This is a genomic window from Trinickia sp. NRRL B-1857, assembly GCF_050470685.1.
Lineage (GTDB): Bacteria > Pseudomonadota > Gammaproteobacteria > Burkholderiales > Burkholderiaceae > Trinickia.
The window spans coordinates 3,881,009-3,897,962 of the sequence record NZ_JBFLUK010000001.1 but is presented as its reverse complement, the minus strand read 5'-3'; the positions used below and the strand labels follow the sequence as shown (position 1 = coordinate 3,897,962).

At 63.2% G+C, this 16,954-nt stretch carries 16 protein-coding genes and 1 tRNA gene; 3 read left to right on the top strand and 14 right to left on the bottom strand.

The genetic code is table 11. From position 1 onward, the window contains the following. Positions 1–110: 110 nt before the first annotated feature. The 12 genes from minE to AB1286_RS17380 all read right to left on the bottom strand — a co-directional run bounded on the left by minE (position 111) and on the right by AB1286_RS17380 (position 10,601). On the bottom strand, positions 111–365 hold the full coding sequence (minE, locus tag AB1286_RS17435) for a cell division topological specificity factor MinE (protein ID WP_102608594.1): 255 nt from the start codon (positions 363–365) through the stop codon (positions 111–113). A gap of 14 nt (positions 366–379) precedes the next feature. After that, the gene (gene minD / locus AB1286_RS17430) at positions 380–1,195 is read right to left on the bottom strand and encodes a septum site-determining protein MinD (protein WP_430364431.1); all 816 of its coding nucleotides are present in this window, start codon (positions 1,193–1,195) and stop codon (positions 380–382) included. Positions 1,196–1,267: 72 nt separating this feature from the next. Continuing rightward, positions 1,268–2,035, bottom strand: coding sequence for a septum site-determining protein MinC (minC, locus tag AB1286_RS17425; RefSeq protein ID WP_430364430.1), 768 nt, complete (start codon positions 2,033–2,035; stop codon positions 1,268–1,270). A gap of 145 nt (positions 2,036–2,180) precedes the next feature. After that, entirely contained in the window at positions 2,181–2,711 is a 531-nt protein-coding gene (locus AB1286_RS17420; protein WP_430364429.1) for a GNAT family N-acetyltransferase, read from the bottom strand. Between the two features lie 165 nt (positions 2,712–2,876). After that, positions 2,877–3,326 (bottom strand): GNAT family N-acetyltransferase, encoded by a 450-nt coding sequence (locus AB1286_RS17415; protein ID WP_430364428.1) that lies wholly within the window; start codon positions 3,324–3,326, stop codon positions 2,877–2,879. 263 nt (positions 3,327–3,589) lie between these two features. Then, a complete protein-coding gene (locus tag AB1286_RS17410; RefSeq protein ID WP_430364427.1) occupies positions 3,590–3,946 on the bottom strand; it encodes a HepT-like ribonuclease domain-containing protein in 357 nt (118 codons plus the stop codon). Continuing rightward, complete coding sequence (locus AB1286_RS17405) at positions 3,943–4,233, bottom strand: nucleotidyltransferase family protein (RefSeq protein ID WP_430364426.1); 291 nt, start codon at positions 4,231–4,233, stop codon at positions 3,943–3,945. The genes AB1286_RS17410 and AB1286_RS17405 overlap by 4 nt, the downstream gene beginning before the upstream one ends. Before the next feature lie 245 nt (positions 4,234–4,478). Further along, positions 4,479–4,569, bottom strand: a tRNA-Ser gene (locus tag AB1286_RS17400). Between the two features lie 132 nt (positions 4,570–4,701). Further along, positions 4,702–6,000 carry a serine--tRNA ligase gene (gene serS, locus AB1286_RS17395; protein WP_430364425.1) on the bottom strand — a complete coding sequence of 433 codons (1,299 nt, stop codon included), beginning with the start codon at positions 5,998–6,000 and terminating at the stop codon, positions 4,702–4,704. 120 nt (positions 6,001–6,120) lie between these two features. Then, a complete protein-coding gene (locus AB1286_RS17390; protein ID WP_430364424.1) occupies positions 6,121–7,422 on the bottom strand; it encodes a replication-associated recombination protein A in 1,302 nt (433 codons plus the stop codon). A gap of 41 nt (positions 7,423–7,463) precedes the next feature. Then, positions 7,464–8,123 carry an outer membrane lipoprotein chaperone LolA gene (gene lolA, locus AB1286_RS17385; protein WP_430365110.1) on the bottom strand — a complete coding sequence of 220 codons (660 nt, stop codon included), beginning with the start codon at positions 8,121–8,123 and terminating at the stop codon, positions 7,464–7,466. A gap of 168 nt (positions 8,124–8,291) precedes the next feature. After that, a complete protein-coding gene (locus AB1286_RS17380; RefSeq protein WP_430364423.1) occupies positions 8,292–10,601 on the bottom strand; it encodes a DNA translocase FtsK in 2,310 nt (769 codons plus the stop codon). Between the two features lie 304 nt (positions 10,602–10,905). On the opposite strand from AB1286_RS17380, the gene trxB reads away from it, so the two are divergent. The 3 genes from trxB to AB1286_RS17365 all read left to right on the top strand — a co-directional run bounded on the left by trxB (position 10,906) and on the right by AB1286_RS17365 (position 13,401). Next, a complete protein-coding gene (trxB, locus tag AB1286_RS17375; protein WP_430364422.1) occupies positions 10,906–11,901 on the top strand; it encodes a thioredoxin-disulfide reductase in 996 nt (331 codons plus the stop codon). Between the two features lie 161 nt (positions 11,902–12,062). Further along, positions 12,063–12,791: a Smr/MutS family protein gene (locus AB1286_RS17370; protein ID WP_430364421.1), complete on the top strand. Its 729-nt coding sequence runs from the start codon at positions 12,063–12,065 to the stop codon at positions 12,789–12,791. Then, positions 12,781–13,401 (top strand): trimeric intracellular cation channel family protein, encoded by a 621-nt coding sequence (locus tag AB1286_RS17365; RefSeq protein ID WP_430364420.1) that lies wholly within the window; start codon positions 12,781–12,783, stop codon positions 13,399–13,401. The genes AB1286_RS17370 and AB1286_RS17365 overlap by 11 nt, the downstream gene beginning before the upstream one ends. Positions 13,402–13,417: 16 nt before the next feature. On the opposite strand, the gene AB1286_RS17360 is transcribed toward AB1286_RS17365, so the two are convergent. Both AB1286_RS17360 and AB1286_RS17355 read right to left on the bottom strand, forming a co-directional pair. Further along, positions 13,418–14,305, bottom strand: a complete 888-nt coding sequence (locus AB1286_RS17360; RefSeq protein ID WP_430364419.1) for a transglutaminase family protein — start codon at positions 14,303–14,305, stop codon at positions 13,418–13,420. Next, positions 14,302–16,929, bottom strand: coding sequence for a circularly permuted type 2 ATP-grasp protein (locus AB1286_RS17355; RefSeq protein ID WP_430364418.1), 2,628 nt, complete (start codon positions 16,927–16,929; stop codon positions 14,302–14,304). The genes AB1286_RS17360 and AB1286_RS17355 overlap by 4 nt, the downstream gene beginning before the upstream one ends. Positions 16,930–16,954 lie beyond the last annotated feature (25 nt).

The following is a 16,954-nucleotide window of genomic DNA, read 5'->3' as shown; positions in this document are numbered from 1 at the left end:
GTCGTAATCGAGCGGGCGCGACGTGGGCGGCGCGACAAAACGAAAGCGCGGCGCCAACCGGCACGCCGCGCTTATCGATGGGACGCCGGCCGAACGGCCGGCGGTGCCGCTTAGGCTTGCGGGATTTCGATCTTGACCTCGAGAACCTCGAGATCGTCTTGCCGCTCGAGGCTGACGCGGATATCGTCGTCGGAAATCTTCACATACTTCGAAATGACGGCAACGAGCTCACGCTGAAGCGCGGGCAAGTAATCGGCGGGCGGATGGCCGCCGGCGCGCTCGTGCGCGATGATGAGCTGCAAGCGTTCCTTTGCAACCGCCGCAGACTTCTTCTTCTCGCCGAGCAAGAACGACAGAATCGACATAACGGGCGCCCTCCTTAGCGAGTACCGAAGAGGCGCTGCAACAGGCCCGGCTTCTGGTAGTCGGTAAAGCGCAGCTCCTTGTCCTCGCCGAGAAAGCGAGCCACCACGTCCTTGTAGGCCTCGGCCACGTCGGTCCCGTCCATATGGACGGCCGGCAAGCCTTGGTTCGACGCGTGCAGCACCGCTTCCGATTCCGGCACGACGCCGATCAAGTCGATACGCAGGATTTCTTGGATGTCCGACAACGAAAGCATTTCGCCTTCGCTGACGCGCTTCGGGTTGTAACGGGTGATGAGCAGGTGCTCCTTCACGGGATCCTTGCCCTCGATCGCACGCTTCGTCTTCGACGAAAGAATGCCGAGGATACGATCCGAATCGCGCACGGAGGACACTTCCGGGTTCGTCACGACGAGCGCTTCGTCGGCGAAGTGCATCGCCAGCAGCGCGCCCGATTCGATACCGGCCGGCGAATCGCAGACGATATAGTCGAAGCCCATGCCGGCCAGATCGTTCACCACCTTCTCGACGCCCTCGAGCGTCAGCGCGTCTTTATCGCGCGTTTGCGAGGCCGGCAAGATGAACAGATTCTCGCACTTCTTGTCCTTGATCAGCGCCTGATTCAGGTTCGCTTCGCCTTGGATCACATTGATGAAATCGTAGACGACGCGGCGCTCGCAACCCATGATGAGGTCGAGGTTGCGCAGGCCGACGTCGAAGTCGATCACGGCCGTTTTATGGCCGCGCAGCGCGAGGCCCGACGCGAAGCTCGCGCTCGTGGTGGTTTTGCCCACGCCGCCCTTGCCCGAAGTCACTACAACGATTTTCGCCATTTCCCCTTACCCTGTATTCGTCAAATTCGTCCATTGGAACGACGCGCTGGGCGCGTCTTCGCGCGGCTCGGTTTATGTGAGCCGCAGCGGTTCGATCATCAATTTTTCGTCGGACAGCCGGATTTGCACCGACTTGCCGATGACGTCGGCCGGCAGCGGATTCTCCGTGGTGCGATAGATGCCGGCGATCGAAATCAGTTCCGGCTCGAGGCACGTGCAGAAGATCCGGGCATCGTGATTGCCGTGCACACCCGCCAGCGCGCGGCCGCGCAGCGGGGCATAAATATGGATGTTGCCCTCGGCGATGACTTCCGCGCCGTAGCTCACGAGCCCAAGCACGACGAGGTCGCCTTTCGCATAGACTTGCTGGCCCGAACGCAGCGGTTTGTCGACGATCAGCGTCTGCGGGGCAGGCGCGATTCGAACGCTCGGCTCGGCTGCGGTTGCCGCCGCCGGCTCCGGCTTGACCGGTTGCGCGCTCGATCCGTCCTGCGACGCCGGCTCTTTCCCGGCCGCGCCCCGCCGGTCGCGTGCTTCGACGAGCGGCAATCCGCTCGTGCCGGCCCACTCGCGCTGTGCCTCGCCGGCGACGACGCCGATCGGCCGCATACGCACGCTTTCAAGCAGCCGCGCGATATCGGCGATCGATGCGCGTTCGCTCTCGCCGAGGCGGCGTACGTCGATCGTGACCACCTCGCCCGAGAAGAACTCCGGCGTGGCCTCGAAGCGGCGCGTCAGCTCGTTCTTGAGCGCGTCGAGGTCGGTGGTCTTCACGACGAACTGAAGCGCATCGACGGTGCCGCTGCGAAGTTCGAAGAAAGGCGTTTTGTTCAGCGACATGGGGCGTTACGGCAAAAAATTTTGCGTATTTTACAGGGGTCCACGCCAGGGGCCAGAAATTTCGCGTCCACAAGCCAATGCGCGATGCATGCGTCGCATGGACGCATGCATCGTTCATCGAGCACGGCGGGCGTTTGGCGGGCGTTTAGTGGGCGGCGATTTGTTCGGGCTTGACGCTGCGCACGAGCAACGTCTGCCATTCCTTGGGCGCTCGCGCAACGGGTTGATGCTCGCCGGTGGGGCCGTAGCCGAGCGCTTCGTAAAAGCGCATGGCAGTGCGATTGGCATCGGCCACCCATGCGTAGATTTCGGTCGCTCCGCGCTCGGCCAGCCAGGCGGTCGCGGTGTTCACGAGCAATTCGCCACCGCGCAAGTGACGCACCGCGGGCGCAACCCATAGGGCGCAAACGAACGGCTTGCGTTCTGACGTATCGTCGAAGTAAGCGCCAATGAGGCCGGCGGGATGCCCTTCGGTATAGAGGATGAACGTGGCCGAACTTTCGGAGCTGGCATAGCGCGCCGCGGCTGCGTCGAAGGTTTCGGCGCGTTCGGAGAGCGCTTCTTCAAGCGTCTCGGCGAAGGCGTCGGGTGCATCGCGCAACGAAGCGACACGCAACTCGCGAAACGTTGCGCCCTGATCGGCGGCTATACGGCGAACAGTCAGCGATGAACTCATGAGGCTCCGATTATCGCGGATGGGTGGCTAACGCGTAGCTTCGTCCGAACCGGCGGGCGAGTCAAACCTTGTATTTAAGCGGGAGATGAATGGCGCGTCCACCCTCGGATATTGTGCAGAGCACAAAACCGAGCGGCGAACGCGAATGCTTCGGTGTCCTCAGCATCAAGACGCGGCCTCGCGAAGCGCGGCGTAGATGTCGGGCCGCGCGATTTCCATGAATTTTTCCGGGCTGCCTAGGGACTGAAAACCGACCGGGCGATAGAGCTCATGCGCATCGCTCGTGACGAGGAGGATGCGCCGCAGGCCCTTGAGCAGATCGGAGTCGAAGATGTGGTCCATCAAGGCTCGCCCGTATCCGCGGCCGCGATACTCGGGCACGACGAACACGTCGCACAGATAAGCGAAGGTGGCCATATCGGTGACCAGCCGGGCGAAGGCCACTTGCTTGTCTTCGATATAAGCGCCGAAGCACACCGATCCTTCGATCGCTCGCTCGACGGTCTCTTTCGGAATCCCTTTCGACCAATACGCGTGATCGTGCAGGAATGCGTGGATCACGTCGATGTCGAGCGCGTCTTTGTCGCTTGAAATGAGCAAGCTGTCGTTTGCCATGTCGTCTCTGGTCTCTGTATTGAAAGCCGCTCGGGAAAATGGGCTCATCTGGGCGGCTTGGAGACGATTATCGCAAATCGTCGCTGGACGAAAGGAAATTTGCGTTCGGCGGCGATTGTCGCGGTGATCGGGCAGACTGGCCGAGAGTTGCACGGTTCCCAGCGGGCGATTCATAAACAACGCGAACGCAACGCACGCACTCTTCATGACGAGAGCGAGATTATGCTCGGGACACCATTTGAGCAACGATCAGCAAACACCGCTTACTGACCGCCCGAGCTGTTCACCCCGTACAGATTCTTTAACAACTCTGGCAACGCCGTTTGCACGGTATCCCATACAACGTCTAGGTTGATATCGAAGTAGCCGTGAGCGATTCGATTACGCATGCCGCGCATACTGCGCCAAGGCACTTCGGAATGCGCGTCGGCAAAATCGGCATAACCATCCATCACTTTCGTGGCGGCTTCTCCGATGATGACGAGACTCATGATGACGGCCCGCTGCGTGCGCTTATCGTCAAGGAAATCGCGTTTTCCCATGCCTGCCACAAAGCCGCAGGAATCCTCCGCAGCCTGCCGCATATGGTCGAGGTAATCGGCCAACCGACTCTCATTCATACGGGCCGAGCCTCCGCAAGCACTTTGGCCCTGAACTTCAGCGGCAAATCCGCCGGAGTCAGTAGATCGACGTGAATACCCAGCAGCGATTCCAGTTCATCTTGCAAGCCACCCAAGTCGAACAGCGTCGCACCGGGCAAAGCATCAACCAGCAAATCGAGGTCACTGCCGTCTCGGTCGGTACCATGAACAACCGAACCGAAGACGCGCGGATTGGCGGCCCGATACCGGCCCGCAGCTTCGCGCACCGCGCCTCGCTTCAAATCCAGCACAACAGACGGTCGCATCAGCATCCTCTGCGCTTTGAGGGGGGTGAAAGTACCAAGGCGCACGGGCTTCGTGTCACGAGCAGTTTCAGAAACCGCGCTGCACGGGGACCCACAGACAACCGTGGCTACTAATGAAAGCGTAACCGCGCGGCCACGAATCGGCAACGCCCGCCCCCGCCCCTACCCCTACCCACCTCAATTGGCAGATCGAAAAACGAAAAACCCCGCAAGCCATCGACTTTGCGGGGTTTTTGCTGAAATTCTGGCGGAAAGGGTGGGATTCGAACCCACGGTACGGTATAACCGTACACCGGATTTCGAGTCCGGCGCATTCGACCACTCTGCCACCTTTCCGACTTCTCGAACGGGGTCTCCCCGCATTCGTTTCACCAAGCTGGTCGTTGTTTGGCGAAGCGAAGATTATAGAACAGCTACCACGACATTCCAAGCCCTTTTTCCAAAAAACTTGGAACGCCGCGCGAACGATCAGTTTGCCGACGCCGGCTCCAGCCGTTCCACGCCGCCTAGGTACGGACGCAGCGCCGTCGGCACCGTCACCGAACCATCGGCGTTTTGGAAATTCTCAAGCACGGCGACAAGCGTACGGCCAACAGCCAACCCCGAGCCGTTCAGCGTATGCACAAGCTCGGGCTTGCCCTGCGCGTTGCGGTAACGCGCTTGCATGCGGCGCGCCTGGAACGACTCGGTGTTCGAGCAGCTCGAAATTTCACGATAGGTGTTCTGCGCCGGCAGCCAGACTTCGAGGTCGTAGGTCTTGGCTGCCGTGAACCCCATGTCGCCCGTGCAGAGCGTCACCACGCGGTACGGCAACTCGAGCTTTTGCAGGATAGCCTCGGCATGTCCGACCATCTTCTCGAGCGCTTCGTACGATGCATCCGGCGCGACGACTTGGACCATCTCGACTTTGTCGAATTGATGCTGGCGGATCATCCCGCGCGTGTCGCGACCGTACGCGCCCGCCTCGGAACGGAAGCAAGGCGAATGCGCCGTCAGCTTGATCGGCAAAGCCGCGGCATCCACGATGCTGTCGCGCACCGTATTCGTCAGCGTGATCTCCGACGTCGAAATCAGATACTGCGTCACGACGTTTTCGCCACCGCCCTTCTCGACACGGAACATATCGTCGGCGAACTTCGGCAACTGGCCCGTACCGTACAAGATCTCGGGATTGACGATGTACGGCGAGTACACCTCGGTATAACCGTGCTGCTGCGTATGCGTGTCGAGCATGAACTGCGCAAGCGCGCGATGCAGCCGAGCCATCTGGCCGCGCAGCATCGTGAAGCGCGCACCCGCAAGCTTCGCCCCTGTCTCGAAGTCGAGCCCGAGCGCCGTACCGACATCGACGTGATCCTTCACCTCGAAATCGAACTGGCGCGGCGTGCCCCAGCGACGCGCCTCGACGTTGTCATTCTCATCCTTGCCCACCGGCGCACTCTCGTGCGGCACGTTCGGCATGTCGAGCATCAGCTTCGAAATACGCGCCTGCACGTCGTCGAGCTGGGCGGCCGATGCCTTCATCTCGTCGCCGATCCCGCCCACTTCCGCCATCAACGCCGTGGTGTCTTCACCCTTGCCCTTCATCGCGCCGATCTGCTTCGACAAGGTGTTGCGCCGCGATTGCAGCTCCTCGGTGCGGGTTTGAATGGCGCGGCGTTCGGCTTCGAGCGCCGAAAACGCGGCCACATCGAGCGTGTAGCCGCGAGCGGCGAGGCGCTTGGCAACGCCGTCGAGATCTTTGCGCAGCAACTGGATGTCGAGCATGGAAGCGAACTTTCGTTGAATGAAAACGCGATTTTAGCGCACGAAGCCGCGTCGCCGCGCTCCGTGTGCAAGAGACAGGCAGCCCATGCGATCCGCATCGGGCATCCCCGGCTAAGCCGTCTATTCGTCCGCTTGCTCGTCGAGCTTCTTCAGAAAGGCGAGCTTTTCGGCGATCTTGATTTCGAGCCCGCGCGGCACCGGCTGATACCAGCTCGGCTCGGGCATGCCGTCCGGCAGATACGTTTCTCCCGCGGCGTAAGCGTGCGGCTCGTCATGCGCATAGCGATACTCATGACCGTAGCCCAATTCCTTCATAAGCTTGGTCGGCGCATTACGCAAATGAACCGGCACTTCGCGCGACTTGTCCTGCCGCACAAAAGCCGTCGCCTGGTTGAACGCGTTGTATCCGGCATTGCTCTTCGGCGCGATCGCCAAATAGATGGCGGCCTGCCCGAGCGCCAATTCACCCTCGGGCGAGCCCAAGCGCTCATAGGTTGCCGCCGCGTCGTTCGCGATCTGCATGGCCCTCGGATCGGCCAGCCCGATGTCTTCCCATGCCATCCGCACGATGCGCCGCGCGAGGTAACGGGCATCGGCGCCGCCGTCGAGCATCCGCGTCAGCCAGTAAAGCGCCGCATCGGGGTGCGAGCCGCGCACCGACTTATGCAACGCCGAGATTTGGTCGTAAAAATTGTCGCCGCCCTTATCGAAGCGGCGCGCGTTCAAGGTCAGCGCTTCGCGGATAAACTCGGCCGTGATCTCGTCGGTGCCGGACGCACGTGCGGCCGCGCTCGTCTGCTCGAGCAAGTTCAGCATTCTGCGCGCGTCGCCGTCGGCGTAACCGACGAGCGTATCGATTGCGGCCTCTTCGATGTGCAGATGCGAAAGCACTTTCTCGCAGGCCCGCGCGACGAGCTGCTTCAACTCGTCCTCGGTCAACGATTTGAGCACGTAGACCTGCGCACGAGACAGCAATGCGGAGTTGACTTCGAACGACGGATTCTCGGTCGTCGCGCCGATAAACGTGACGAGGCCCGACTCGGCATACGGCAACAACGCATCTTGCTGCGCCTTGTTGAACCGATGAATCTCATCGACGAACAAGATCGTATGCTTGCCCATCGCAAGGCTCTGCTCGGCCTGCTCCATCGCCGCGCGAATGTCCTTGACGCCCGAGAACACCGCCGACAAAGCAATGAATTCGCACTTGAACGCGGTCGCCGTCAGACGCGCCAGCGTCGTCTTGCCGACGCCGGGCGGTCCCCAAAGAATCATCGAATGCGGCTTGCCCGATTCGAAGGCCAACCGTAGCGGTTTGCCCGGTCCCAGCAAGTGCGACTGACCGATGACGTCGGCCAGCGTCTTAGGCCGAAGCGCTTCGGCCAGCGGCGCGCTAGGCTCTACCGAAAACAGATCTGACATGTTTCATACCGCATTGAGCAAGACGGTCGACGTTTATCCGCTTATCCGTTGATGACGTCGGCACCCTTGGGCACCGTGAACTTGAACGAGCCCGGCTTCAAGGCCGGATTCTTTTGAATATTCGAGAACGTGAGCAACGTCACGTTGCCGAACACGTCGTGCAGCTCCATCGCTTCGAGGTTACCGTCGCGAAAGCCGATGCCGACGCTCTGAAACTGCGTGTCGCGTGCCTTCGGGATCAACTCGAGCCAATCGATACCGCCCTTCACCCCGGCGTCACGCAGCGTGAAATTCTTGTCGAGGTCGTTACTGCCGAACAGGATCGCCGCCGGGCTCGCGCCGAGCGCGCCGCCGAGCTTGCGGATCGTGACTTGGTTCAAGTCCTTGTCATAGACGTAGAGACTATCGCCGTCGGCTTGCAGCACCTGCGTGTACGGCTTTTCATACGTCCAGATGAATTTGCCGGGGCGAGCGAACACGAACGTCCCGCTCGAAGTACCGCCAAGGGTCGGCACGACCGAACCGCTTGCCGGCATGTTTTTCGGCGGCGCCTTCACTTCGCGTTGCACGAACTCGCCCCGCGCCGATTGCACTTGCGCAACGAACGCCTTCAATTGCTCGGTGCCGCTCGCAAACGCGGCGGGCGCCGAGACGAGCAATGCCGCGCCAAGCGCCGTCGCACCCAAGGCACGCGCAAGCATGCGCAAGAATGCGCCGGCACGCGTTGCGCCGCGCGAGGACAAACGAAGGAACGGCGAACGCACGCCGGCTTGGAACGTGTACTGCGTTGAATTCAAGATGACTCTCCGTAACGGATCGGAAATTGTGCGCGGTGGGCGCGACGACGCGGCGGCAAACGCCGCCCGCGGTCAATCGCCCTCGCGCGACGGGACGAGAATCTCGCGATTGCCGTTCGACGACATCGCCGAAACGAGTCCCGATTGCTCCATTTGCTCAAGCAGTCGTGCCGCCCGGTTGTAGCCGATGCGCAGATGGCGCTGCACGAGCGAAATCGAAGCGCGCCGGTTTTTCACGACGACTTCGACGGCCTGATCGTACAGCGGGTCGGCTTCGCCGCCCGCCGCGGCCCCACCTGCGGCCGAGCCCTCGTCGCCCTCGCCCGCCAGCCCGCCCTCGAGCAAACCTTCGACGTAATTGGGCTCGCCCTGTTCCTTGAGCTTTTCCACGACGCGATGCACTTCCTCGTCGGAAACGAACGCGCCGTGCACGCGCACGGGCAACCCGGTGCCCGGGGGCAGATAGAGCATGTCGCCCATGCCGAGCAGCGATTCGGCGCCTTGCTGATCGAGAATCGTGCGCGAATCGATACGCGACGACACCTGGAACGCCATCCGCGTCGGCACGTTTGCCTTGATGAGCCCCGTGATGACGTCGACCGACGGCCGCTGCGTCGCCAAGATCAAATGAATGCCCGCCGCACGCGCCTTTTGCGCGATACGAGCGATCAGCTCTTCCACCTTCTTGCCGACGACCATCATCAAGTCGGCCAACTCGTCGATGACGACGACGACGTGCGGCAGGCGCGTAAGCGGCTCGGGCGCGTCGGGCGTCAGGCTGAACGGATTGGGCAGCTTCTCCTCGCGCTTGGCCGCATCGTCGATCTTGTTGTTGTACCCGGCCAGATTACGCACGCCGAGCTTGCTCATGAGCTTGTAGCGGCGTTCCATTTCGGCAACGGCCCAATTGAGCGCATGGCCGGCCTGCCTCATGTCGGTCACGACCGGACACAGCAAATGCGGGATTCCTTCGTACACGCTCATTTCGAGCATCTTCGGATCGATCAGGATCATCCGCACGTCTTCGGCACTCGCCTTGTACAGCAGCGAGAGGATCATCGCGTTGATCCCCACCGACTTGCCCGAGCCCGTCGTACCGGCCACGAGCAAATGCGGCATCTTCGCCAAGTCGGCGCAAACAGGATTGCCGCCGATGTCCTTGCCAAGACCCATCGTCAATTTCGAGGACGCGGCGGCGTAGACCTCGGAGCCGAGGATTTCCGACAGACGCACCGTTTGGCGCCGCTGGTTCGGCAGCTCGAGCGCCATGTAGTTCTTGCCCGGGATCGTCTCCACGACCCGAATCGAAACGAGCGAAAGCGACCGCGCGAGATCCTTGGCGAGATTGACGATCTGACTACCCTTCACCCCCGTCGCGGGTTCGATCTCGTAGCGCGTGACGACCGGCCCGGGATACGCCGCGACGACGCTGACGTCCACGCCGAAATCCTTCAACTTCTTCTCGATCAGCCGCGACGTGAACTCGAGCGTGTCGGCCGAGATCGTCTCTTGCGCAGGCGGCGCCGGATCGAGCAATGCAATCGGCGGCAAGGTGGAGTCGCCAGGCAAATCGGCGAACAGCGGCACCTGCTTTTCCTTCTCGACGCGCTCGGACTTCGGCGGCGTGGCCAGCGGCGGCACGATCGTCACGGGCTCGTGATCTTCGAGCCGCACGCGGCTTTGCTCGACCTTGCCCTCGCGCTTGACCGCGGCGGCTTCGCCCAGCTTGCGATCGCGGCCCGCCTCGCGCCGCAGTTTCGCGAACGTCACGGCCGAAATGATCGAGTCGCCCACGCGCTCGGCAACCGACAGCCAAGAAAACCGGAAATAAAGCGACAGACCGATCCCGAGCGCAATCAACAGCGCGAGCGTGCCGCCCGTGAAGCCGAGCGCATGCGAGACGCCGCGCGCCACGGCGTCGCCGACGATACCGCCCGGCGCGCGCGGCAGCGGCAAGCGCAGCGACCACATCCGCAATGCCTCGATGCCGTCGCTCGCGAGGAGCACCAGCACGAACGCAAAGGCATCGGCAATCCAAGCGCCGTCGCGCGGCGCGTCGTCCTCCGCCTCGCCGTGACGGCTCAAGCGCCGATAGTTCGCGCTAATACGCCGGACGAGCAAGACCACCCACCAATAAGTGGATAGCCCGAACAGCAACAATAAAATGTCCGATGTCCAGGCGCCGACGCGACCGGCCCAGTTCGAGATGCGATCGACTTGGGCCGCATGCGTCCAGCTCGGATCGTGGCGGCTGTAACTGACGAGCGCCATCACGAGGAACACGCCCAGCGCGACCTGCAAGATCCAGCGGATTTCGGTGAAAAGGCGCGACATGCGGTGCGGTAACGCTTGCGCAGGCGCCGAATAAGGAGCTTTGGCCATGAATCCGTAGCAGCATGGCGGGCGCACCCGCCAGGAGTTCGATGCGGGCTATTGTAAACGCTGCGTCGGCCCGCAGGCTGTAAATGACCGTAACGGCATGCGAACGGCCTAGACGGCGCGAAGCGCACCCGGCGGGCAAACGCTATCGCGGCGATTAAGCGCGCCTCCAGCGGGGCTTCGAACGCCCCTTTATAATCACGCACGTATGCCCAACTTAGAAGCAGGGTAACGCGGGCGGCTCGGCCGAGCGCGCCACGCCTGCCGGGCAGCTTCCCGCGGCATCTTTCTTACGGAACGAACAATCATGTCCACGCGCAAACACGCCAAAGTGCTCATTCTCGGTTCCGGCCCCGCCGGCTATACGGCCGCCGTCTACGCCGCGCGCGCGAACCTCGCTCCCGTGCTGGTGACCGGCCTAGCCCAAGGCGGCCAGCTGATGACGACCACCGACGTGGAAAACTGGCCCGCCGACGCGAACGGCGTACAAGGCCCCGAACTGATGCAGCGGTTCCTCGAGCACGCCGAGCGCTTCAACACCGAGATCTTGTTCGACCATATCCACACGGCCAAGCTGAACGAAAAGCCGATCCGGCTGATCGGCGACTCGGGCGAGTACACGTGCGATTCGCTGATCATCGCGACGGGCGCCTCGGCTCAGTACCTGGGCCTGCCGTCGGAAGAAGCGTTTTCGGGCCGCGGCGTATCGGCCTGCGCGACCTGCGACGGCTTCTTCTATAAGAAGCAGCACGTGGCCGTCGTCGGCGGCGGCAACACCGCGGTGGAAGAAGCGCTGTATCTGGCCGGCATCGCGAGCAAAGTCACCGTCATCCATCGTCGCGACAAGTTCCGCGCCGAGCCGATCCTCATCGACCGTTTGCTCGAGAAAGAGAAGGAAGGCGTCGTCGAGATCAAATGGAATCACGTGCTGGACGAAGTCACGGGCGACGATTCGGGCGTGACGGGTGTGCGCATCAAACACACGCAAACGGGCGAAACGGCCGACGTCGCGCTACAAGGCGTGTTCATCGCCATCGGCCACAAACCGAACACCGACATCTTCGAGGGTCAGCTCGAGATGAAGAACGGCTACATCATCACGAACGGCGGCCTGAACGGCAACGCCACTGGCACGAGCGTGCCGGGCGTGTTCGCAGCCGGCGACGTGCAAGATCACGTCTACCGCCAAGCGATCACGAGCGCCGGCACGGGCTGCATGGCCGCCCTCGATGCGCAGCGTTATCTGGAAAGCGTGCACGAGCTGCATCAGGACCATGTGATGAGCGCGGAAGCCGACCGGTAAAATAGCGGTCGTCGGCACCGCTCGGCGCGTCGATGCCAAGCGGTGCCGCAGTCGGATGAGGGCCGCGGCGGCAAGCCAGCGGCCCTTTTTACGCCAGGCGGTTCTCAGGTTGTCCGCCCCGCGTTGTCGAACTCGATCTCGGTTGTCGTCGGTGTCAAGTCATGTCAAAGAATCGTCCCCGTCCCAGCGAAACCAAGCCCCCGAAGGCCGGTACCGGTCTTGCCGATCTTGCCTCGCTGCGCGACACTCTCAAGCAGAACGCGGCCGAACGCGAACGCGAGCGTCTCGCCGCCGCCAAGGCCGCCCGTGAAGCCGCGGCCGATGCCGAGATATTCCGGCGCGAGATCGGCGACGTCGCACCGATCGCCGCCGCGGCGCGCGCGGTCCATGGCCGTACACCGCCCACGGCCTTGCCGTTGCAGACGCAGCGCGACGAGCAAGCAGTGCTCAGCGAAGCCATCTCCGACGAATTCGACCCCGAGGTGCTGCTCGATACGGACGAGTCGCTGTTCTATTGCCGACCGGGCGTGAGCCAGGAAGTCGTGCGCAAATTGCGGCGCGGCGATTGGATCGTGCAGGCGCAGATCGACTTGCACGGCATGCGCCGCGACGAGGCGCGCGAAGCGTTGGCCGAATTCATCCGCGAGACGGTCAAACGCGGGCTGCGCTGCGTTCGCGTGATCCACGGCAAGGGGCTGGGCTCGATCGGCAAAGAGCCGGTTTTGAAAGGAAAGGTGCGCGCCTGGCTCGTCCAAAAGGCCGAAGTCATCGCATTCTGCCAAGCACGGCCGCATGACGGCGGCGCGGGGGCGGTGCTCGTGCTGCTCCAGCCGAGCCTGACCCGGCAAGGTGCGATGCGCCCCGACCGAGGCGCCGACAGTGCATCCTAGGCTCACGTTCGCGCTCGCGATCATCGAGGGCCTCGCGATCCTCGCTTATGCATTCTCCGGCTTCATCGAGGCCCGCAAACGCCGGCTCGATGCCGTGGGGACCTTCCTCGTCGCACTCGCGACGGCCTTCGGGGGCGGCACCGTGCGCGACGTGCTGCTCGAGCGGCGCCCGTTTTATTGGGTGCAGCACGAGGCCTACGTCGTCGTCATTTTCGTGCTGTCGTTGTTCGCCCCGTACGTGCTGCGCATGGCCTCGCGCGTCTTCAACGAACGCGCGTTGCTCGTGGCCGACGCCATCGGCCTGGGGCTATTCAGCATCTCCGGCACCTCGATCGCGCTCGATGCGAATATGCCGTCGTTCATCGCGGTGATGATGGGTGTCGTGACCGGTGTTTTCGGCGGCATCATGCGCGACGTCGTTTGCAACGAGGTGCCGCTGCTACTGCGCGATTCGCGTCCCTATGCCACATGCGCGTTCGCCGGCTGCTGGCTTTATCTGCTGCTCGATCGTCTGCAATTCGATTCGGTCTACAGCGTGATCGTCGCAACCGGCTTCATCCTCATCGCACGGCTCGTCACATTTAAGCTCGACGTACGGCTGCCGCATTGATCGTTCGCTTCGTGCGCTACCTGGCGGTCACATCGACCGCTACGTCGACCACGTGTTCCCCACCGCCGAGAATGATCCCGCGCAGCAGCGATACGTCGCTGTAGTCGCGTCCGAACGCAAGCGTGACGTGGTCCAGATCGGCTAGCACGTCGTTCGTCGGATCGAGGTCGACCCACCCGATGCCGGGGCAAAACACCGACAGCCAAGCATGCGAGGCATCGGCGCCGACGAGACGCGGCGCCCCCGCCGGGGGAACCGTCCGCAGATAACCGCTCACGTAACGCGCCGCCAACCCAAGGGAGCGCAGGCAACCGATCATCACCTGCGCGAAGTCTTGGCACACGCCCTGGCGCAAGCGGAACGCGCGCAACGCCGGGGTATCGAATGCCGTCGCTTGCGTCTCGTAGGCGAAATCGGCATGGATCCGATGCATGAGATCGATCGCGCCGGCAACGATCGGCGTACCGGATTCGAAACTCGGCAGCGCGTACTCGCGCAACTCGGGGGCGAGCGCGATATTCGGCGAAGCGAAGACGAACTCGCTCTCGGGCCGATACGCCCGGCCCGCTCGATAGCGAAGGGCGTCGACAACCTCCTCCCAAGCCGGTGTCGCGAACGTGGCGAGCGCATCCCACCGGCGCTTGATCACGACCAGGGTTTCGCTTGTCACCTGCAAGTGCTCGTGCGGCGCATCGAAGGAAAAGTAGCGCACTTCGTTGCCGAATGCGTCGAGATGCGAGGCCTCGTAAGACGGTGCGGGATCGATGCGCACACGATGCGAGACCACGCGCTGCCAGGGGCAATCGAGCGGACGGATCGTCGCGAGATGCTGGGCTCGCTCGACCGGCGTGGAGTAGCGATAGGTCGTATCGTGCACGACCGAAAGCGTGATCTCGCCACTCATGAGGACACCCTCGATCCGCGCGCGCGATCGGCATGGATGAAATAACGCGCGCTGATCTCGTCCGATGCCGCGGCGACCCGCGCGGCGAGTTCGTCGCACAGCGCGACGAGCGTGGCATAGCGCCCCGCAGCGTCGGTGTCGCAAAGGCGCTCGAGCGTCGGTAAAGACGATACGGCAGGCATCGGCGGACCGCCCGCCGCACGAGCGATTTCGTCGAGCTTGATCATCAGCCGGTCGTGGACGCCATACAGTCCTCGGGGGTTAGTGGGATCGACGACGAGCAGATCGATGAGCGCCGGCACTTCGAGCCGCCCGGGATAGAGCGATCGATAAGTCAACGTGCTGTCGAATAGCTGCAACAACACGTCGAAGCCGGCCGGCGTCGCCAGCATGCCGGCATCGGCCACGACCCGTAGGAATGTCGTCATACCGATCACGCGTTCGATGTGGCGTCCGGCAAACAGTAGCCGCCACGCTTCGTCGCGCACCATTCGGTCGCCCTGCGCGCCGCTGATCGCCGACAACTGCATGGCCAGCGTCTCGAGCGCACTCATCAACGCGACGCGGTCGTACGATTCATGGCGGCCGCCGTGTTGCGCGTCCTCGCCGTGATACGCCGGCCCGCCCATGGACGGCGCGAGCCATTGCGCTTGCAACGCGTCGCGAAAATCGTTACGTGCCGCCAAGATCGTGCGCCAATGATCGTTCGAGAGTCGCGCACGGATCTCGCCGCAGGCGCGCACTTGGCTGGCGATGATTCGCCCCACGCTCGCCGTACCGGAATGCTCGTGCAAGGAAGCCGCCAGCGTCCGCTCGAACGCGTGGCGCGAGCCGCGGGCAGCTTCATCGGCGGCCGGAATCAACTCGAACCGCACGGCGAGCTCGGCGAGCGTTCCGAGCATGGCGTCGGAATCGTGATCGTCGAGCGAGCCGAGTATCAAGCGCGCAAGGCGCACGCTGTTTTCCGCGCGCTCGCAATAGCGTCCCGCCCAGAATAGGTTCTCCGCGGCTCGGCTCGACACGGTACGGCGCCGATGCGCGAAATCGCCGGGCTTCATCGGCGAAGGCAAAAGGGAAAACGGGTTGGCGGGCCGGCTAGACAGTACCCACGTATCGACGCTGCTGCCGCCCGATTGCATCGATACGCTCGTTTGCTGTTCGCCGGCCGTGCGTGTGAACGCCCCCGGCAACACATGCCAGCCGCCGGAAGCGGTAGCGATCGCGTAGATGCGCAAGACGCACGGACGCCGAGTCAGCGCGCCGTCCTCGTAGCGCGGCGTGCACGAGTGCGGCAGCGGGGCTTGGATCGTGAAAGCGTCGGGCGCCGCTTGCACGCGCGCGTGCCAGTCGGCGAGCCGTTGGGCGCCGGCCGCGAGCCCGGGTGGCGTTTCGTAGGAGGACGGATAAGGCAACCCGGCCCAGGTCGAGACGAGGCATCCTTGCTCGAGGCGCGCAAACGCGTCCTCGCGCACGGCCGCCTCCCCGCACCACCAACTGGAAACGCTCGGCAATGCGAGCGTTTCGCCGAAGAGCGCGGCGCAAATGCCGGGCAAGAATCCATGCAACGCCGGCGACTCGACGACGCTCGCGCCCGGTGCGTTCGAGACGACGACGTTGCCCGCGCGCAGCACCTGCAATAGCCCGGGCACGCCGATCGTCGAATCCGCGCGCAGCTCGACGGGATCGCAAAAAGTATCGTCGAGGCGCCGTAGCAGCCCGTGGACGCGCTCCAAGCCCACCAGCGTCTTCAGATAGAGCTTGTCGCCGCGCACGGTGAGATCGGTCCCTTCGACGAGCGTGAGGCCCAGATACCGCGCGAGGAACGCATGCTCGAAATAGGTCTCGCTAAACGGCCCAGGACTCAGTAAAGCGATGTGCGGCGAATCCGCGCGGACGCGCCGCTCGTCCTCGGTCATCGTTTCGCGCGCCGCCTGCGCGAGCGTTGCGATCAATTGCGAGTACGAAGGCGCCAAACGCTGCACCCCAAGCGAGCGAAAGGGCTCGGCAAACAAATTCGCGACGATGAGCCGGTTCTCGAGCGCATAGCCGAGCCCCGACGGCGCCTGCGTCCTATGCCCGACGACCGTCCAGTCTCCCTTCGGTCCACGCGCTAGATCGACGGCAACGATTTGCAAGTAGCGTCCGCCAGGCGGCACGCAGCCTTTCATCGCGCGCAGATAACCCGGGTGTCCGAACACGAGCGCCGGCGGCAACAGCCCTTGCGCGAGCAACGTCTGATGCCCGTAGATATCGGCGACGAGCGCTTCTAGGAGTCGCGCGCGCTGCGCAACACCGCGCTCGATTGCGCGCCATTCGCCCTCCTCGACGATAAACGGCAACGGATCGAGCGCCCACGGCCGCGCCTCGCCGTTGTCGGCATAGACGTTGTAGGTGATGTCGTTGTCGCGGATTTGCCGAGCAACCTTTGCGGCGGCATGCTCGAGGTCCGCCGCGCCGTCATCGCCGAGCAGGCCGAAAAAGCGCCGCCACGGCGCGCGTAGCGCACCGGAAGCCTCGCGCAGTTCGTCCCAATGGCCCGCTCGGGGGGGAACCTCGGATAGGCGCGCGCCGATATCGGCGAGATCGGCCGCCCCATCGAACGGCAGGGTCGATTGAAAAGGCAAATTGCTCTCTAGCTTCGGTCAGTCG